Here is an 18,970-nt window from a genome sequence, read left to right as displayed (position 1 = left end):
TTACCCTCCAGAACGTACGCGAATCCAGGGACGTCCATCATCCCACTGGATATCAACCGGAACATCGTACGTATGCTTAATTGTATCTTGTGTTAAAACTTCATGTTTGGGCCCTGCCGCAGCAATACGTCCATCGCGGATCAAGGCCACGTGTGTGAACAAAGGTACGATCTCTTCGACGTGATGAGTCACATAAACGACAGTGATATTTCGCTTACGCAGTCGATCAATTTCGGCCAACATTTTCTCGCGTTCATACAGATCGAGTCCCGCACAAGGCTCGTCCATAATCAGCAATTTGGGATCTGCCATCAATGAACGAGCCAGCATTACTTTTTTGCGTTCCCCTTGAGAAAGGGTGCCAAGCGAATGATTAGCCAGTTTTGCAGAGCCCATTTCATCAAGCAGGTTCAATGCTTTGGCCTTCACATCATCCGGGATCGTTTGATAGAAACGCAAAAAAGCATAAGCTCCTGTTGCGACAACTTCCCACACCGGATCTCGAGGTGTCAGTTTCTCAATCAATGTCTGACTGATATAACCAATTTCTTTCCGAACCTCCCGCACGTCACATTGACCATACAGATTGCCCAATACTTCAATGCGCCCCTGACTTGGAAACATATATCCATTCATCATTTCCAGCAGCGTTGTTTTACCTGAACCATTACGCCCAAGAATCACCCAATGCTCGCCTTCTTTAACATGCAGATCGACGTCAGCCAGAATCTGATTGTCTTCGCGTCTAAGAGAGACATGCTCCATCGAGATTACACTCATTTTAGCACCGCCTTTCGGATTTCCCCTAACAGATGCTCGACAGAGTTCATCCGATAGACCATTCTGGGCACATCATGTTCTCCATCAAACAGCATAACCGCAGGAACGCTCGAAATCTGAAACTGCTGTACAAGTTCCGGGATATCGTGAATATTCATCTCGGTCAAAATCCCTTCGGGCAGCAAATGTTCGGCGATCTCAAGCATTCGACGTGCTGCTGCGCAGGTTCCGCATAGCGGGGTAAAGATAAATACAGCCTGAGGCATGCCTTCCCATACACCACGCATTAACATTTTCGTTGTAATTGGCTTCATCAGCTTTCTTCTCCCGCAGCAACACGCAGCATAACCTCACCCGACATCGGACCATTATGGACGGTAACAGAGTCTGGTTTATTGCTGTACAACAATTCGTACATCTGACGTTTGCCATACATGCTGGACGTGTGCAAATAGATCTGGCGTGGAAACAAACCTTCCCGGACGATCGAAGCAGCAACTTCTCCGCCATTCGGTGAATCTGGGCCCAGTTCAAAATCCAGGGATAGAATGTCCACGTCACCTTCTCTAAGCAGCATCAGGCATTCTTCTGCATTGGTAGCCAGAACAAACCCTTTCGGACATGCCCGGTAATCATCCAAAAAAACATGCATTACAATCGCTCCTCTCCCATTTAAAGCCAGGAACGCATGAGTTCAATGTCACCACGGTGTGTTCCATCTTCGCCTGATTCTGTTTCCAGGACAACTACCGCTTGCTGAAATTCAGGCGCACATAACAGTTCCTGCATCGCTTTTTTCCCTATATAACCCTGTCCAATCCGTGCATGTCTGTCCTTGCATGAACCGGAAGGATATTTCGAATCATTAAAGTGAACAGCCGCAAGAGCATCCCAGTATCCCAGCAGTCTGCCTTTCTCCAGCATGGATGCCTCATTGCCTGACGTCCACATGCCTGAAGCAAAAGCATGACACGTGTCAAAACAAAAAGCAATATGTTCAGGATACCGGCTTAGCTTACGAATCTGTATCAACTCTTCCATCGTCGTACCCATGGGACCATGATCCCCAGCCTGATTTTCAAGCAGAACCTTAGCCTGTCCATCCCAATCTGCTAAAACGGTATCCAGACAGGATATGAGATTCTGATACCCTTCAAGTGGTTCATTGCTCTTGAGATGTCCAAAATGGACTACAGTCCCTACTGAACCGCAGGCATCTGCAATATGCAGATCATTTTGTATCGATGCGATGGTTGCATGAAAACCCGCCTCTCCTCGGGTTTTGCCCAAAGCCGGATTCGTGGGATAGGGTGAGTGAGCAATGGAAGATATCCCTTGCTTCTCACACCAATCCCGACACTGTTCAGCATCTTTGAGGTCCAGTTCTTTCAAGCCAAGGCTCCGCGGGTTCTTCGGAAAATATTGAAATGCCGTAGCCCCCATCTCATATGCTCGCTTGGCTGCCTGAAGAAATCCACCTCTGGTGCTGACATGTGCCCCGATTCCACTTTTAAGCCTCATGCTGGCAATCCGGACAGAAGAAAGCCTTCTTGCCCGTAATTTCCACGCGCGCTATCGTTCCCCCACAACGAGGGCAAGTTTCCCCTTCACGATCATACACTCGGCACTGCTCGTCAAAACTTCCCGTCTTGGTATCTCCCTGCATCAACGGCATTTCCATATAACCGCCTTCCGAGGCAGCTTCCCGCAACACGGATTGCACAGAATGGTACAAACGTGCTGTGAGTTCAGACGAAGCAGCAATATTTTGCGTCTTGGAGCTTGGTCTCAGGCCTGCTGCAAATGCAATCTCATCCGAATAACAATTTCCGATGCCTGCAATAATGTGTTGGTTGACCAGTGTAGTTTTGAGTGTACCCCGACGTCCCTTCAATAGGGCAGCAAAACGTTCTGCATTCATGCGCCGATCAAGTGGTTCTGGTCCAAGGTCAGACATAGCCTCTTCCGTCTCTTTGGAAGTAAGCAGATGCAGATATCCTAAACGGAGCCCAATAAAGAATAAAGTATATTCTCCAAATTGAATTTCCACTTGAGTGGAACGATCAGGACGTTCAGCTTCTGTGCCCCAGAAAATCATTCCGCCCAGCATAAGGTGCAGCACAAGCCGCTTACCATTAGCCAGATGAAAAATCAAATGTTTGGCCCGGCGCTCTACAAATATGATACGATTGCCTGTCAGTTCACGGGTGAACACATCAGGATCAGTATTAATCGACTTTTCACGGTTAACCACCACACCTGTAATCGGCAAATCGAGTATTTTCTCGGACAGCAAGGTCCGGTAGTTTTCCATTTCCGGCAATTCCGGCATCGTACATCTACCCCTTCTTGGATGCTTGGCTTGTCGTCTGCGACAGCCACTCAATCAGTTTATGCAAATCTTCAAACACATGATCAGGACGAACCTTGGTCGCCTGCATGTGGCTATCCATATTGTCTCGTGTCGTTATTCCAGTAAGAACCAGCAGGGTCTCGCAACCCGCAGCTGCTCCTGCCGCAATATCTGTACGCATATTGTCTCCGATTACAGCAACTTCATCAGACTTTAAGTTCAATCGGCTAATAGCCGACTTCATAATAATACTTGACGGTTTGCCAATTACTGTAGGATGAACTCCGGTTGCTGCTTCTATCGCTGCCCCAATCGTTCCCGCTCCCGGCGTAAGCCCATCATCAGAAGGGAGCTGTAAATCAGGATTGGTCATGACAGATTTAGAGCCGCCATTGATCCAGCGAAGCGCTTTGGTCAATTTATGATAGGAAAATTCACGATCAATTCCTTGTATAACGTAATCAGGTTCCTCATCCGTTAGTGTAAGCCCTGCAGCTTCTATCGCTTGCAACAGCCCTTCTTCTCCGATACAAGCCACTTTCGCACCCGGAGACTCTTGCGCCACGTATTCCGCAGCCGCCACCGCAGAAGTACATACCTGAGATGCATCGGCAGGGATGCCCATCCCGTTCAGATGATCTGCCACACCTTGCGGTGTACGAGAAGAATTATTAGTCACAAACAAATAAGGCATGCCTTGTTCATTCAATGTCTGAATAAGCTTATCGGCTCCTTCAATACGATGTCTGCCATGATAGAGCGTACCGTCCAGGTCGATCAGATAGGCCTTAATCATATACAGCACACTTCCTTTCTTTATTCCATTAACATTTCATGTCCTTAACCATTTGCATCGAACTTGAATGCTAACCTATGTATACAGCACATAAAAATGGCTTGCTCGCATCTGCACGCAACACGTCGAACCGAATCGAACACGGACGTATAGCCCCGCGCGTCTTCTGTACAAGCTTGTCATTTCCTGCGCTTTCCCGGAAAATAATTGAATCATTTCCCTGCTCATATTGCCCATCCTACACGCTTTCCGGCCAGATTGCAAAAGGGACCTCGGGAGCAACTTCCCCTCAGTCCCGTGCAATTAAAGGCTTGTTCTCCCGTCGTGTTTGGCTGTACTGTTTCGCACATCCACCATTAGGATTCGCTCTTACGGTGAACAACTGGAATAAGCTCGTGTTCAATCGCAAGTTTCGTATTTGGGAATATCGACTGTGCTTCTTCCAGAAGTGGCTGCAACTGATCCTCATCTTTGTAACGAGAGCTAAAATGGGTCATGATCAGCTGTCCTGCACCTGCCGCTCTCGCCGCCTCAGCCGCTTGCTTCGAAGTACTATGATAGTACTCATGAGCCGTATCAGCCAAATCATGCAGAAACGTAGCTTCGTGTACAAGAACATCCGCATTGATAGCTAGTGGCTGTACATTGTCACAGGGGCGCGTATCTCCCAAGATGGTAATGACCATCCCTCGCTTGGGTGCACCCAACACATCTTCTGGGCGAAGGAAGTCCCCGTTGTCGAGGGTAATCGTTTCTCCCCGCTTCAAGCGACCAAATAGCGGCCCCGGCTTCAAGCCATACTCAGCCAGTTTTGCAGGGTCCAAGCTGCCTGGACGATCCTTTTCGGTAATCCGATACCCGTAACTGTCGATACGATGTTCCAGCAACGCAGATTCCACAATGAAGCTCTCATCTTCGAAAAGCACTCCGCCTGTATGTTCTACAATGCTTAGATCATAGTTTAGACGTGACTGGCTCAGCTCCATGGTTGTCATGATCATTCGTTCAGTTCCTGGCGGACCATACACCGTTAACGGTGTAGTGCCACCCTGATATGCTCTGCTGGAGAGCAGACCTGGAAGTCCAAATACATGATCTCCATGTAAATGGGTGATAAATATTTTCTCCAATTTGCTCAATTTAAGCGGAGAACTTAAAATCTGATGCTGGGTTCCTTCCCCGCAGTCAAACAACCACAATGCTCTGCGCTCATCCAACATGCGCAGCCCTATGGAAGTTACATTCCGCTGAAGCGTAGGTACACCAGCGTTAGTTCCCAGGAAATATAGTTCCATCTGGATCGCACCTCTTTCTGCTGCCAGCAAAAAGCCTCCGACAATGCGGAGGGCTTTGCCTGACCTTTTACTTTTAAGCCTTCTCCACGTTAAAATACTTCGCTTGCGGATGGCTGAATACCATCGCCGATACGGATGCTTCAGGTTCCATCATGAAACCTTCAGTCAGTTCCACACCAATATCCTCAGGCTGTAACAACTTAAACAGTGGCCCTTGGTCTTCCAAATCGGGACAGGCCGGATATCCAAACGATACCCTGATTCCCTGATAGCGTGCTCCATGACGTTGCTTCATGGTCATCTGTGCTGAATCCGGAAATCCCCAGATATCTCTCATCATATGATGAACCCGCTCAGCTAATCCCTCTGCTACTTCAAGCGCTACGGATTGCAGAGCATGTGAGCGAAGATAATCACCTTGCTCCTTCCAAGCTGTCGATAACTCCCTTACACCGTGCCCAGCCGTTACGACCATGAAACCAACGTAATCCATTTGTCCAGATTCCACTGGCTTCAAGAAATCGGACAGACACAGGTATGGTTCAACTTTTTGACGAGGGAACGTAAATGTATGCAAGATATTACTTGTATTCTCCGGGTCATAGATGATGACGCTGTTACCGCTGGACTGAGCCGGGAAGAAACGATACATCGCATGCGCCTGAATAATCCCGTCACGAACAGCTTCCTGCATAATATCATCCACTACCGCTTTCAGGTCATTGGCTTTCCGATCACCCGAAGCAAGTAGCTGCTCTACTGAGCCACGCAAACCAAGATGGTGACCTAGCAACATCTGCATGTTCACATACGGTAATATGTGTGATAGCGGATAGTTCCGCATAACATGTCGCTCCAGATCCGGTGGAACGAGAACCGGGTTGTCTATTGCGATATCCGAACGCTCTACCCGAGTTAGCTCAGGAAGGGATTTAACAGTATCTGCGCCAGCTGCGTCAGCCTCTTTTTCGGCGTCCATCTCCAACTGCATCACTTCTCGAGTACTTGGGTTCATCAGCTTGTTGGCCAAATCCAGACCGTCCATCGCATCTTTTGCATATACAACCATGCCGTTATATTCCGGGCGTATACGATTCTTGGTGAATTTGCGTGTCAATGCCGCTCCACCAACCATAATAGGTACATCAATTCCTGCTGTGCGTAAGTCCTGAGCTGTAAGAATCATCTGTTGCGCCGATTTTACCAACAGACCGGATAGACCGATCGCATCGACTTTCTCTTCTCTGTATGCCTCAATAATTCGCTCTGGTGGTACTTTTATACCCAAATTAATGATCCGGTAACCGTTATTGGAAAGGATGATCTCCACCAGGTTTTTGCCGATGTCGTGTACGTCGCCCTTAACCGTCGCTAGAATAATCTTTCCTTTAACTGACGTCTCATTCTTCTCCATGAACTGTTCCAAATAAGCTACCGAAGCCTTCATAACTTCCGCGCTCTGAAGCACTTCTGCTACGATCAGCTCATTATTGTTAAACAGTCGCCCTACTTCTTCCATGCCCCGCATCAACGGGCCATTGATTACTTCAAGGGCTTTATATTTGGCGAGTGCCTGCTCCAGATCGGGCAGCAAACCTTCTTTGCTTCCTTCAACAACATACGATGCGAGACGTTCTTCCAACGACAGGTTCGAAATCTTTTCTTTTTTCTCAACCTTTTTGTTACGGAACGCCGCTACGAAGGCAGCTAGTGTTTCGTCATTCGTATTATATAACAGCTCTTCTGAGAGTCTGCGCTCTTCTGCTGGAATGGATGCATAACGCTCTAGCTTCTCTGTGTTAACGATGGCATAATCGAGACCTGCTTTGGTACACTCATATAAAAATACAGAGTTTAGCACTTCACGCCCTGCTTCAGGCAATCCAAATGAAATGTTACTGATTCCCAGTATCGTATGACATTCAGGCATCGCTTCTTTAATGACACGAATACCTTCGATTGTTTCTTTGGCCGAACCGATATACTGTTCATCGCCCGTCCCTACTGGAAACACCAGGGTATCAAAAATCAGGTCTTCGGCTTTTAATCCATATTTGTTCACCAGCAAATCGTAAGACCGCTTGGCTACCTCCAGCTTGTCCTCACGACTAATGGCTTGACCGCGTTCATCAATCGTTCCGACAACGACAGCACCGCCGTATTTATGCAACAACGGAGTGACCAGCTCGAACTTTTCCTCGCCGTCCTCAAGGTTAATGGAGTTAATTATCGCTTTACCCTGAGAGTATTGCAGTGCAAGGTCGATGACGGCTGCATCTGTCGTATCGATCATAAGTGGCACCTTTACTTTTTTGACAACAAGTTCAAGGAACTTCTCCATGTCTTCGGCTTCTTCTCGGTCCGGGTCTTGAACACAAACGTCGACAACATGTGCCCCATTTTTCACCTGAGCCCGAGCAATTTCAGAAGCTTCTTCATATTTCCCTTCAACAATAAGACGCTTGAATTTCCGTGATCCAAGTACGTTCGTACGTTCCCCAACCATGTAAGGGCGATTGTCCTGTTCAACGTAGACTGGATCTATTCCTGACAACGCTGGTGGATGTGTTCCGTTCATTTCTCTTGGAGGGTACTTGGCAAGTGTATCCCGCATTGCTCGAATATGTGCAGGTGTTGTTCCACAACAGCCACCCGCGATGTTCAACCAGCCCTGTTCGGCAAAAGCACCGATCTTCTGAGCAAGCGATTCAGGCGATTCATGGTAATTACCGTTTTCATCCGGAAGCCCTGCATTTGGATAACAACTTACTGCAACTGAAGCCATCCCGGAAAGCGAGCGAATATGGTCACGCATGAATTCCGGACCTGTAGCACAGTTTAGTCCCACTGAAATTGGGTTAAGGTGTTCTAGGGATATATAAAAAGACTCAATGTTCTGACCAGCGAGGGTTGTACCCATCGGTTCGATCGTTCCTGAGATCATCAAAGGAAGCTTGATACCACTTTGTTCGAATGCCTGTTGAATTCCAATGCTACCTGCTTTTACATTAAGCGTATCTTGTGAGGTTTCGAGCAGCAGCGCATCAACGCCTCCCTCAATTAAAGCAAGCGCTTGCTCAAAATAACTGTCGATGAGCTCTTGAAAAGTTACTCCACCTGTTACTGACAGCGTTTTGGTTGTAGGTCCCATGGCACCTACCACATAACGTGGAGACTCCGGTGTCGAAAATCGATCCACGGCCGCTTTTGCAATTCTGGCTGCTTCGAGATTAATTTCACGTGCACGGTCCTGAATGTCATATTCAGCAAGTACAACAGAAGTTGCACCAAACGTATTTGTTTCAATTAAGTCAGCACCGGCTTCCAGATATTCCTCATGAATACGCTGGATTAGCTCTGGACGTGTAAGTACAAGCATTTCATTACAACCATCCAGGTCTTCTCCGCCAAAATCTGCGCCTGTGAGATCTACTTGTTGAATCATGGTCCCCATTGCACCGTCGAGGATCAATATTCGTTGTTTTAATGCATCATGTAGGCTAAGCTTATCCAATATCGTCACCTCCGCAAAACGTTAAATCTTAGTTTAACAGAAACTAACTTAATGTGAAAGATCGGGTTTGATCAGTCCCCTGGCGGTTTTTATGAAGGTAGAATGAATTTGTGAATCGACAAAAATAGCGGAATCCGATATAATAGCGATTAAACCAAGTGGAAAAGAGGGAAAGAACATGGCTGAAATTGTAATCCGAAATACGAACGAACGTATCACTGGAGACGAAAATGTTCGAAATTTCTTAAACAAATATGAAGTACTATTTGAAAAATGGGACGCGTCCAAATTAAAAACTGATCTGCAAAACAACTTTGGACTCACCGATGAACAAAAAGAAGAAGTACTAAACACATTTGACTATGAAATCAGAGACTTGGCTGCACGTCGCGGGTACCAAATCTGGGATGTAATCACGCTGTCTGAACAAACACCAGATATTGAAGAGAAGCTTGCAAAATTCGAAGAGATTCATACTCATGCTGAAGATGAGATCCGTGCTATTGTAGCCGGCAAAGGAATCTTTGTCATCAAAGCTACAGATGATGTAGGTTACTTTAATGTAGAATTGTCTCCTGGAGACGTTATCTCGGTACCTGAGAACACCCCACACTTCTTCACTTTGATGGAGAACAAACAAATCATTGCCGTGCGTCTGTTTATTGAAAAAGATGGCTGGATCGCAGATCCTTACCCAGATCCAACGTTTATCAAACAAGCCTAATAAGCAAATTCTATTATTTGCTCAACAAACCCCTGTTCAATTCGAACAGGGGTTTCTGCATATTCAGATAGTATACAACATTAGATGTTCTATATAAAATAATGTGGATATTTTGCCTTCATCTTCTCTTGTTCAACAACAACTAGTCTGAGATGAGCTTCCATAACCTCAACAGCTCGCTCGGTTTCACGTTCCGTGATAAGTCGGTATATTTCTTTATGTTGTGAAATAATAACCTCTGCATCGGAATCTTCAGACAAGCGTAATAAACGAAGGCGATTAAAGGGAATATTGAGCTGCTGTAGCATTTTCCAACTTCTCATTTTTCCTGTGCCTTGAAACAATATCTGATGAAACTCTTCATCCAGTTCAAAAAGCCGATAGAAATTATTTTTCCCTATACATACTTCCTGCATGGCAATATTGGTTTCAAGTCTGAATCTGAATTCTTCCGGAAAAGAAGCACAAGCCAGAGTGACAATTTCCTTCTCCATCTTCTCTCTCATAAACCGGCCTTCTTCAACATGCTCCAGATTAATATGGGAGACAATAGTTCCACTCTGTGGAATGATATCCAGTAATTCTTCCTCGGCAAGCTTCATGAAAGCTTCACGTACTGGCGTTCTGCTTACTTGCAATTCATCCGCAATTTCCTTCTCGGAAATCTTGGTACCAGGCTCAAGTTCAAGGTGCAGAATTCGTTCCTTTATCAGATTGTATGAATAAGCCCGGGTCGAACCTCTAATCTTTTGATTAAGTGACATTCCTTAACCTCTTCCTCTCAGCCATATTCATCCATCTTAGCACAATTTGCCGCTCCACTAAAATTCCCTCAGTGAAACGGCAATGGGCAAATTTCAGTTTACAACTATTGTTGCTTGTTTTCTTTGTACTTCTTATACGTGTCATTGGAAAGCTGCATATACTGAGGCAAGCCTTGGCTCTCCAGCTCTTTTACAAATGCATCAAACTCAGAAAGTTTGCGTTCTCCCAAAATGAATTTAAGTGTATTTTGATCAGAGAAATCTTTAAGCGGTGTGCTAAGCAGTGTCACCTGTTCACGATCGATATCCGAGTAAGGAATTGGAGGCTCCGCAGGAACCACTTCTTTGATATCTTTCATGTTTTGCTGGAATTTCAGTTCTTCCTCACTAAACATGGAGTGCAACAAATCTGTGGTTCCTCCATAGGCAAACACACCACCGGAGAATCCATAGTCGATGCGCAAGTCCTTTGTGCCTTTTGGATTCAATCCGTTATAGTTCACATCTTCGGCCAACTTACGAACGCCATCCTGTTTGGTGAAGGTTTCGCCTTCTACACCCCATTTGGCAAATTCTTGACCTTCATCACTATAGTATAACCAGTCAATAAATTGCATGGTTGCTTTGAAATTCTCGTTGTCTTTAATTTTCCCAGAAATCATGACACCGTTTTCAAGTCTGGAGCCAGACATCAATTGACCTTTTGGACCACCAGGAACTGTAATTTTGGCGATAGAGAAATTTCCTTCTCCCAACGTTTTGTTCATGTCATTTCGATGAAGCACTACCGTTTGCGAGTTACCATTAATAATGAAGGATTTTCCAGAAACAAACTTTTGAATAGCCTGGTCATCGTCCTGGGTGAAGCTTTCTTTATCCAGCAGCCCCTCCGATACAAGCTTGTTAAAGTAAGTTAACATTTCCTTGTATTCCGGCGTAGTCGAAGTGTATACAAATTCATCCTGATCTTCTTTATACGTTAAACCATTGCCAAATCCCCACCCAGCTTTCGTTCCAAAACTGGTAGCAGCAATATTCAATGTACTGTTAAATTGGAAACGATCTGAGAACGGAACGGAATCTGGATAGATTTCTTTTAGCTTTTTGGCGGCATCATACAATTCGTCCCATGTCTTTGGAATGGCAATGTTATTTTTCTCAAAAATATCAGTTCTCACAATAAGGGTGTAGTCCGGCCAAACCTCTTCATGTAAACCTGGGAGTACATAATATTTCCCATCTTCTTGTCGAAGACCCTCAAGTTCATCCTGAAGTCCCCATTTCTCAACCTTATCTTTGAAATTGGGCATCAAATCAACATAATCACTCACTGGCAAAATCGCACCAGAGGATACAAAAGCAGATTCTTCACCCGGATAGGTTTTCGGAATAACCAGAGGGGCATCTCCAGAGCTGATCAGAAGGGATCTTTTCTGGGGATAGTCACTCATCGGAACGATGGTAGGCTCCAGCGTGACTCCGGTTTTTTCCGTGATTTTTTGGAACAGGAGCCAATCTTTTTTGTACGGGTATGCTGGCTGGTCGCTGTACAGAATAGATAGATTAAATGGTTCGGCGGCTTTGAAGGTCTCTCCTACACCATAGGATTCCATGGCCCCCTTGGATTCTGGTTCAATTTTCTCTCCACCAGCACCGCTGCTACATGCTGCCAGAACGACACTCATCATTGTTGCCAATACCATCTTGCCTACCAACTTACGTGGTCTATGTTTCATTCAATTCTCCCCCTGCATGTGGTTTAGATTGGCCTTACAATCAAGATGTTGAACTATATCGGGTTAGGATTACTGTTTAACAGATCCCAACATGATACCGGTTACAAAGTATCTTTGAACAAATGGATAAATCGTTAAAATAGGCAAAATGGTGAGTACCATCGTGACCGATTTGATATTTGCAGAAATTTGAGTCAGATTATCCGCTGAAGCACCAGCCGAAGCACCGCCAGTTGCACCTGCAATCATGTTGCGCAAGTAGATCGTAACGGGGAACAGTTCCTTTTTGTCGAGATACAGGAAGGCAGGAAACCAGGAGTTCCAGTGTCCCACAGCGTAAAACAGAACCATCGTTGCCATGACTGCTTTACTCAGCGGTAGAATGATCCGTAACAAAATGCCATACGTATTCAAACCGTCAATAGCTGCCGCTTCCTCAAGCTCCTCAGGCATGTTTTCAAAAAATGATTTCATAATTAACATGTTATAAATGCTGATTGCACCAGGCACAACCAATGCCCACATCGTGTTATTGAAGCCCAGAGAGTTAATTAGGACATAGTTAGGAATCAAGCCGCCACTGAAAAACATCGTGAACACGGCGAACATCGTCAAAAATTTACGTCCCATCAATCTTTTCTTGGATAAGGCATAAGCGAAGATGGTCGTCATGAACATGGAAATCAAAGTACCAACAACGGTATATATAATTGTGTTTTTATAGTTAGTCCAGAACATGCTATCGCGAGAGATAGTTTTGTATGTTTCTACATTAAAACCTCTCGGGATAATGCTTACCTTGCCTGAATTGATATAAGCCTCGCTACTGAAAGATTGGGCTACGACATTCAGAAACGGATAGAGCGTGATGAACACCACAAGCAGCAAAAAGATGGCATTGAAAACTTTAAATACTTTGTATGATTTTGATTCCAGCATATTGCTCCTCCTTTACCACAAGCTTCGTTGTGTCAGTCTGCGTGAAATGGCATTAACCGAGAATACCAGGATCAGTCCAATAAAGGATTCGAACAACCCAATGGCGGTAGCATAGCTGAAATTGCTCGACTGCAAACCTACCCGGTACAGATAAGTAGAAATCACGTCAGACGTCTCATAGATCAGCGGATTGTAAAGGAGCAAGATTTTCTCAAATCCAACCGCAAGGAAATTACCCATATTCAAAATCAGCAGCGTAACGATTGTAGGCAAAATACCGGGTATGGTTATATGGAGGGTTTGCTTCCAACGGTTCGCACCATCGATCCGCGCAGCTTCATACAAAGAATCATCAATTGTTGTTAATGCAGCCAAATATAGAATGGCTCCCCACCCCATACCTTGCCAAACCTCAGAGGTGATATAGATTGTTCTGAACCATTCCGCACGTTGCATGAAAGGAATGCTGTCTCCAGTAAAGAATGATACCATTCCGTTAATGGATCCATTAACTGCCGTTAATTGCAGAATCATTCCGGCAACGATGACGATGGACAAGAAATGCGGAAGATAAGATGCCGTCTGCACAAACTTTTTGAAACGTTTGCTTTTCACCTCATTGAGCAGCAATGCAAAAATGATCGGAACTGGGAAGGTGAAAAGTAACGCAAGTCCACCGAGCATAAGTGTGTTCCCAAATACTTTCCAAAAGGTTGGGTCTTGAATGAACATCTGAAAATACCTGAATCCAACCCACGTCTCTCCAAAAATACTGCCTCCCGGTACAAATCGTCTAAAAGCGATTACATTGCCGAGCATGGGCCCATATTTGAAAATAATAAGATAGATAATTGGAAGAATTAACAGTGAGTACAGCTGCCAATCTTTGCGAAGCAGAGCTGCAACAGTTCTTAACCTGCTTTCTTTACGTAAAGATGTCATCGTTAGCGTGGTTTTAGCGGTTTCCGACTCCATATATTATTTCACTCCGATCCTTAGCTTGATAAAACAAAAGCGTTTTCGATCAATTTTTATCATCTCTTCTTTTTGTAGAAGACAAGTAATCAGATGCACTTCACCCCCACCTGTAAAATAAACCAAACAAATATTGTAAGCGATATCAATTATGTGAATCATTAGAGATACATATCGATTAAGACGCGTTCCCTGATTTTCTTACAAACCAATACCTGTTGTATTTCCAGAATTAAATGGTTTCCTCCAATTATGTAAAGCGCTTACAAAGAATATGAAATTAATAGCTCATAACTTCCGCTTCCACATCATTCGAGTAAGTCAACAGATATTCGCTGCATTCATTCGCATACTAGTCATACTAGTATGTTAGTTATATTCTAAATCAGCAGTTCTATAATTTCAATAACTTTTAATAAAAAATTTCATCTTTTGTTATTACGGTATAGTTCAAGCTGTCCCAACACAAAAAAAACATTGTTAGGTTTTATGGATAAAATACATCTCATAAAACCTAACAATGTTTGAGTAGTACACTAAAAATACGATTTATGATGCACTCATTGAGAATTCAGCAATGATTCGTTCCAATTCGGATAAATGCTTGATTTGATGGTCAGGCACATACGATTCGGTATTCACTTTATTCTCACGGTTAATCCAAACAGATTGAATACCTGCAGACAATGCTCCACGAATATCAGTCGTAAGCTTATCTCCAACCATCATACTCTCCTCAGGTTGCACTCTCAGCTTACTCAATGCGTGCTCGAAGATCGAAGGATCAGGTTTGCCTTTACCGAACGAACCCGAGATAATAATTTCGTCAAAAAAAGGAGCCAATTCAGGAACGCCATCAAGCTTCTCTTGTTGTAAAGCAGGACAGCCGTTGGTTAAAAGCAAAAGCTTGAACTTCCCTTGTAGATGACTCAACGTTTCCATCGTTTCTTCATAGACATGGGGTCTTGATCTCCGCTCCGCCCCAAATTGTATGGCGAGTTGTTCCGCCAGATCTTCACGATCAACACCCAACTTTAACAAGCCACGACGCCATGACTCTTTACGATATGCGGGTGCAAGCTGCTCCAACTGGCGAAACTCCGGCTGATCCCCACCCGTGAAGTTAGCCCAAAGACCTTCAAACGGGTTAATCCCAATCATTTTGGTAAACGAAAAAGTTTCATAAGACTCATACAGATTACGTGCCTCATTACGAACAGCTTCTTCAAGGTCTTCGGGTTTAACGCCCGTCTCTTGAGCTGCGATCAAGCAAGTCTCATGAAAGGCCTCTCGAACACTGCGCTCATCCCACAGTAAAGTATCATCTAGGTCGAACAAAATCGCTTTTAACGCCATTTCGGTCATCTTCCCCTTTATGCAAAATTACTTTTTCTCGTATGTTTCCACGGTGATCTGATGTGCTTTGGCGAATTTCAGAAGACGTTCAGTAATTGCATCAGTATCATAACGATTCAGTAGTTTGGTAAATACCCATCTCTTACCTCGTGCATTATGCTCAATCACAACCGTACCTGGCTCAATTCTGAATTTCACGATATCGTCGACTCCAATTGAACGCTCACGGTTCCCTTTTGTCGTCAAAATCCGGTTACTTCCTATTTTGACATAAGGACGACGGAGCATGAAGATGACTGCCAAAAATACATACAGCAACAAGGTCACCCAGTCCCAAGTGGTCATCGGAGCTTTGACAAGAAATGTACTCATAAAGAGGTACAGGAATGCTAGTCCGATCAGAAAAATAGGAAACAGAAGACTGCGTCCTTTAAATACGTCATCACCTGGTGTGCCAGAAACCGGTTTACCGCTTTTTTTACGTTGCTGATTCAACTGCTTAGAATTTTTTCGAACCGTTCTCTCGAACGAACGCGACATGAGAATCCCCCTTAGATGTTCTTTGTATCGGCTTACATAACTGCAACCAACATTTCCCCCTATAATTTGCAACCTCTAGATAACAGGAAAAAACCTAAATATCATAATGATATCATTAGGTTTCCTTAATGTTTGAGTTTGCCTTGGTGGCCTTGATCGTTCTCATCATCTACAATTTCAATCGTATCCAGTTGTTGTCTGAAATTGCTTCGAATGTTATTCAAATAGATTTCTCTAAGCTTGGCACGTTCTGCAAGCTCTTCCTCTGTCAATCCAGTGGATTTTTGCTTACGGGCCAATTCATTAATACGTGCTACCAGACTATCTATATCCAAGCTTGTCCCCTCCAAAAATACAAAGTCATATTAACTTTGACATGATAAGGGCAGCTTGTCAAGCTGACACGTATTAGCGCGTGTGGATATGCAGTTTTATTCTGTGAATTGAGGCATTATTAAAACTTGCCCGACCTGTATTGAAGTTGAATGAAGTTGATTCACTTTCTTGATTGCTTCTATATATACACGTGTATCCATTGTTTCCGGTTTGTGATCCAATGAAATACTCCATAGCGTATCTCCTTGTGAAACTGCCATCTTCCCCCCAGGCAACAGATCGTTCTCATTGCCAGCGAACACAGTCAATACTGTACTGCACCCAACCAGTATAATTAAGCTTACGATTATTAATTTCAAGACCCAAGTTGGGAAATTACCTTTTGCAAAAACCTTCTTAAAATTCCTTATGTTAGTTTCAACCACTTCTGAATGCACCGGTTCGTAAATACTCTGATAAGTAGAATATCTCATTGAATATCGACCTCCAAACGTTTGTTCCTATCTGTTGAAATCAATATAACACGAACATTTGTTTTGTACAACAACTTTTTAGAACAATTGTTCGCTTTTTTTTGTTGATCCTACATTCCATTATCTTTCTTCTATTGTATTGGAATTGTCATTTGCAGTATTTGATTAGAGCAAAAGAAAATTTTCATCTTAATTTGCAAAAAAACATTGATTTTATGGCATTTTATTTAGAACTTATGTTTGTACGAACGGAGGTTCTATGTTATAATTTTCCCAAACGTTACTAAAATGGGGTTGATACGGTATGTCGAAGATATCCAGCAGGCAACAGGCTATTCTGGAGTTTATACGCAATGAAGTCCGGTTGAAGGGGTATCCTCCTTCCGTACGCGAAATTGGTGAAGCTGTTGGATTGGCTTCCAGCTCTACAGTACATGGACATCTGGATCGTTTGGAGAAGAAAGGTCTGATTAGACGTGACCCAACCAAACCAAGAGCCATTGAACTTCTCAGCCAGGAAGAGTCAGAGCATTCACATCAGTTTGCTCACAGCGTTGCTCGCATTCCTGTCGTCGGTAAAGTTACTGCAGGGGTTCCAATCACAGCAACAGAAAATATCGAAGATTACTTCCCTCTTCCTACTCATTATGTAGGGGAACAGAAAGTATTTATGCTTTCGGTCGTGGGAGACAGTATGGTTGAAGCAGGCATTGTTAACGGAGACTATGTTATCGTGCGTCAGCAGCAAACTGCAGATAACGGCGATATCGTAGTAGCCATGACTGAAGACGATGAAGCAACGGTAAAAACGTTCTACAAAGAGAAAGATCATATTCGTCTTCAACCGGAAAATTCGACTTTTGAACCGTTGCGTTTGAAACACGTTAGCATCCTGGGCAAAGTCATCGGCCTTTTCCGTGATATTCATTAATATGTATTGAAGTTGTACAGAGGTCTCACTATAAGATACAAAAAGAGGTTGTCCCGTTCAATGGGACAACCTCTTTTTTTTATACTAATTATATTGTTCTACGTTAGCCGACTATTCGCTCCGTTTGAGAATGCTTTTATGATGAGAGAACACATCAAAACTCTGTTGACCATGGTAGGCACCCATTCCACTTTCTCCTACGCCGCCAAACGGAAGATAATGTGATGTCATATGAGACAAGGTATCATTAATGCAACCACCACCAAAAGATACTTGATTCAGAACCTGATTCTGCAGATCCTCATCCTTAGTGAAGAGATATAATGCCAGTGGTTTTGGACGGCGAACAATCTCATCTAGCATGGAATTGAGGTCGGTATACTTAAATACAGGAAGAACTGGACCAAAGATCTCTTCTTGCATCACTGGGGATTTCCAATCCACTTCTCCCAGTACTGTTGGTTCAATGAGCAGCTCATCACGTTCAGAACGTCCACCGATCATTGCTTTGCCATCTTGGAGTAACACCGATAAACGATCAAAATTACGTGTGTTGACAATGTGCGGGAAATCAGCATTTCTCATCACATCGTCTCCAAATTTGTCCTGAATTTCTGCACCGATCAATTCCAATAATTTGTCATGTACTTCCTCGTGCACAAGCAAATAGTCTGGAGCGACACAGGTTTGCCCAGCATTCAGGAATTTACCGCGCACAATGCGCTGAGCTGCCAGCTTCAAATCTGCATCCTGGTGGACAATGACCGGACTCTTACCACCTAGTTCTAACGTAACTGGAGTCAAATGCTCAGCAGCTGCCTTCATAACTATGCGTCCCACACCTGTACTGCCTGTAAAGAAAATATAATCAAACTTTTCTTTCAACAATGCCGTACTCGTCTCGACTTCCCCTTCCATAACTGCCAGGTACTCACAAGGAAATATCTCATGAATCAAATCATAAGTCAGACGTGACACGGCTGGGGTTAATTCAGACGGCTTAATAATGGCACAGTTACCCGCTGCAATAGCTCCAATTAGAGGGCCGAAAGCGAGTTGGAACGGATAGTTCCATGGTGCAATAATAAGAGCAACTCCATAAGGTTCAGGATAAATTAAGCTTGTTCCATCAGGTATAGCAGAATTTGTAGACACAGGTTTTGGTGTAGCCCATTCCTCCAAATGTTCCAATGCAAAATCCAGTTCACCCAACACGATCCGAATCTCAGAGCCATAAGCCTCTGTTTCAGATTTATTTAAATCCGCACGAAGTGCGTCAAGAATACGTTGCTGATATTTCTCAATTCCCTGTCTTAATTGCTGAAGAGCACGAATACGGTACTCAATAGACTTAGTCTGACCTGTATAAAAAAATGTCCGCTGTGCGGCAACCAGTTGCTTCTCTTGTTCCATATTAACATCTCCAATTAATTGTTCAAAATTTAATTTCTAAAAACA

The 18,970-nt window shown here is 44.0% G+C and carries 19 protein-coding genes; 2 read left to right on the top strand and 17 right to left on the bottom strand.

What is annotated here, in order from left to right; genetic code table 11:
• The 8 genes from gpAD87_RS07240 to metH all read right to left on the bottom strand — a co-directional run bounded on the left by gpAD87_RS07240 (position 1) and on the right by metH (position 8,738).
• Positions 1-780: an ABC transporter ATP-binding protein gene (locus gpAD87_RS07240; protein ID WP_064637135.1), complete on the bottom strand. Its 780-nt coding sequence runs from the start codon at positions 778-780 to the stop codon at positions 1-3.
• Positions 777-1,094: a thioredoxin family protein gene (locus tag gpAD87_RS07235; RefSeq protein WP_064637133.1), complete on the bottom strand. Its 318-nt coding sequence runs from the start codon at positions 1,092-1,094 to the stop codon at positions 777-779. Before gpAD87_RS07235 ends, gpAD87_RS07240 begins: the two co-directional genes overlap by 4 nt.
• Positions 1,094-1,432, bottom strand: coding sequence for a cyclic-phosphate processing receiver domain-containing protein (locus gpAD87_RS07230; RefSeq protein WP_063562852.1), 339 nt, complete (start codon positions 1,430-1,432; stop codon positions 1,094-1,096). The genes gpAD87_RS07235 and gpAD87_RS07230 overlap by 1 nt, the downstream gene beginning before the upstream one ends.
• A gap of 20 nt (positions 1,433-1,452) precedes the next feature.
• Positions 1,453-2,301: a deoxyribonuclease IV gene (locus tag gpAD87_RS07225; RefSeq protein ID WP_064637131.1), complete on the bottom strand. Its 849-nt coding sequence runs from the start codon at positions 2,299-2,301 to the stop codon at positions 1,453-1,455.
• A complete protein-coding gene (locus gpAD87_RS07220) occupies positions 2,291-3,112 on the bottom strand; it encodes an Fpg/Nei family DNA glycosylase (RefSeq protein ID WP_063562854.1) in 822 nt (273 codons plus the stop codon). The genes gpAD87_RS07225 and gpAD87_RS07220 overlap by 11 nt, the downstream gene beginning before the upstream one ends.
• Positions 3,113-3,119: 7 nt before the next feature.
• Entirely contained in the window at positions 3,120-3,929 is an 810-nt protein-coding gene (locus gpAD87_RS07215; protein ID WP_064637129.1) for a TIGR01457 family HAD-type hydrolase, read from the bottom strand.
• Between the two features lie 356 nt (positions 3,930-4,285).
• Positions 4,286-5,224 carry a ribonuclease Z gene (rnz, locus tag gpAD87_RS07210; RefSeq protein ID WP_064640783.1) on the bottom strand — a complete coding sequence of 313 codons (939 nt, stop codon included), beginning with the start codon at positions 5,222-5,224 and terminating at the stop codon, positions 4,286-4,288.
• A gap of 73 nt (positions 5,225-5,297) precedes the next feature.
• Positions 5,298-8,738, bottom strand: a complete 3,441-nt coding sequence (metH, locus tag gpAD87_RS07205) for a methionine synthase (RefSeq protein ID WP_064637127.1) — start codon at positions 8,736-8,738, stop codon at positions 5,298-5,300.
• Between the two features lie 178 nt (positions 8,739-8,916).
• On the opposite strand from metH, the gene gpAD87_RS07200 reads away from it, so the two are divergent.
• On the top strand, positions 8,917-9,462 hold the full coding sequence (locus gpAD87_RS07200) for a cupin domain-containing protein (protein WP_063562857.1): 546 nt from the start codon (positions 8,917-8,919) through the stop codon (positions 9,460-9,462).
• Between the two features lie 89 nt (positions 9,463-9,551).
• On the opposite strand, the gene gpAD87_RS07195 is transcribed toward gpAD87_RS07200, so the two are convergent.
• The 8 genes from gpAD87_RS07195 to gpAD87_RS07160 form a co-directional block, all read right to left on the bottom strand.
• On the bottom strand, positions 9,552-10,226 hold the full coding sequence (locus tag gpAD87_RS07195; RefSeq protein ID WP_063562858.1) for a GntR family transcriptional regulator: 675 nt from the start codon (positions 10,224-10,226) through the stop codon (positions 9,552-9,554).
• A 104-nt stretch (positions 10,227-10,330) separates the two neighbouring features.
• Positions 10,331-11,962 (bottom strand): ABC transporter substrate-binding protein, encoded by a 1,632-nt coding sequence (locus gpAD87_RS07190; protein ID WP_064637125.1) that lies wholly within the window; start codon positions 11,960-11,962, stop codon positions 10,331-10,333.
• Between the two features lie 69 nt (positions 11,963-12,031).
• On the bottom strand, positions 12,032-12,901 hold the full coding sequence (locus tag gpAD87_RS07185; RefSeq protein ID WP_024630394.1) for a carbohydrate ABC transporter permease: 870 nt from the start codon (positions 12,899-12,901) through the stop codon (positions 12,032-12,034).
• 12 nt (positions 12,902-12,913) lie between these two features.
• Positions 12,914-13,843 (bottom strand): ABC transporter permease, encoded by a 930-nt coding sequence (locus tag gpAD87_RS07180; RefSeq protein WP_442950733.1) that lies wholly within the window; start codon positions 13,841-13,843, stop codon positions 12,914-12,916.
• Positions 13,844-14,425: 582 nt separating this feature from the next.
• A complete protein-coding gene (locus gpAD87_RS07175; RefSeq protein WP_064637121.1) occupies positions 14,426-15,232 on the bottom strand; it encodes an HAD family hydrolase in 807 nt (268 codons plus the stop codon).
• Positions 15,233-15,259: 27 nt separating this feature from the next.
• Positions 15,260-15,727, bottom strand: coding sequence for a hypothetical protein (locus tag gpAD87_RS07170; RefSeq protein ID WP_231952467.1), 468 nt, complete (start codon positions 15,725-15,727; stop codon positions 15,260-15,262).
• A gap of 170 nt (positions 15,728-15,897) precedes the next feature.
• A complete protein-coding gene (locus gpAD87_RS07165; protein ID WP_024630398.1) occupies positions 15,898-16,107 on the bottom strand; it encodes a DUF896 domain-containing protein in 210 nt (69 codons plus the stop codon).
• Between the two features lie 96 nt (positions 16,108-16,203).
• Complete coding sequence (locus tag gpAD87_RS07160) at positions 16,204-16,581, bottom strand: LysM peptidoglycan-binding domain-containing protein (RefSeq protein ID WP_064637117.1); 378 nt, start codon at positions 16,579-16,581, stop codon at positions 16,204-16,206.
• A 304-nt stretch (positions 16,582-16,885) separates the two neighbouring features.
• Here gpAD87_RS07160 and lexA point away from each other — a divergent pair, with 304 nt between their 5' ends.
• Positions 16,886-17,512, top strand: a complete 627-nt coding sequence (gene lexA / locus gpAD87_RS07155) for a transcriptional repressor LexA (RefSeq protein WP_024630400.1) — start codon at positions 16,886-16,888, stop codon at positions 17,510-17,512.
• Positions 17,513-17,623: 111 nt separating this feature from the next.
• On the opposite strand, the gene gpAD87_RS07150 is transcribed toward lexA, so the two are convergent.
• A complete protein-coding gene (locus gpAD87_RS07150) occupies positions 17,624-18,925 on the bottom strand; it encodes an aldehyde dehydrogenase (protein ID WP_064637115.1) in 1,302 nt (433 codons plus the stop codon).
• Between the last annotated feature and the right edge of the window lie 45 nt (positions 18,926-18,970).

It is taken from the genome of Paenibacillus sp. AD87 (assembly GCF_001659845.1).
In the GTDB taxonomy this organism is placed as follows: Bacteria; Bacillota; Bacilli; order Paenibacillales; family Paenibacillaceae; genus Paenibacillus; species Paenibacillus marchantiae.
Note: the sequence above shows the minus strand (reverse complement) of the source record. Positions and strands in the feature narration are given on the sequence as shown.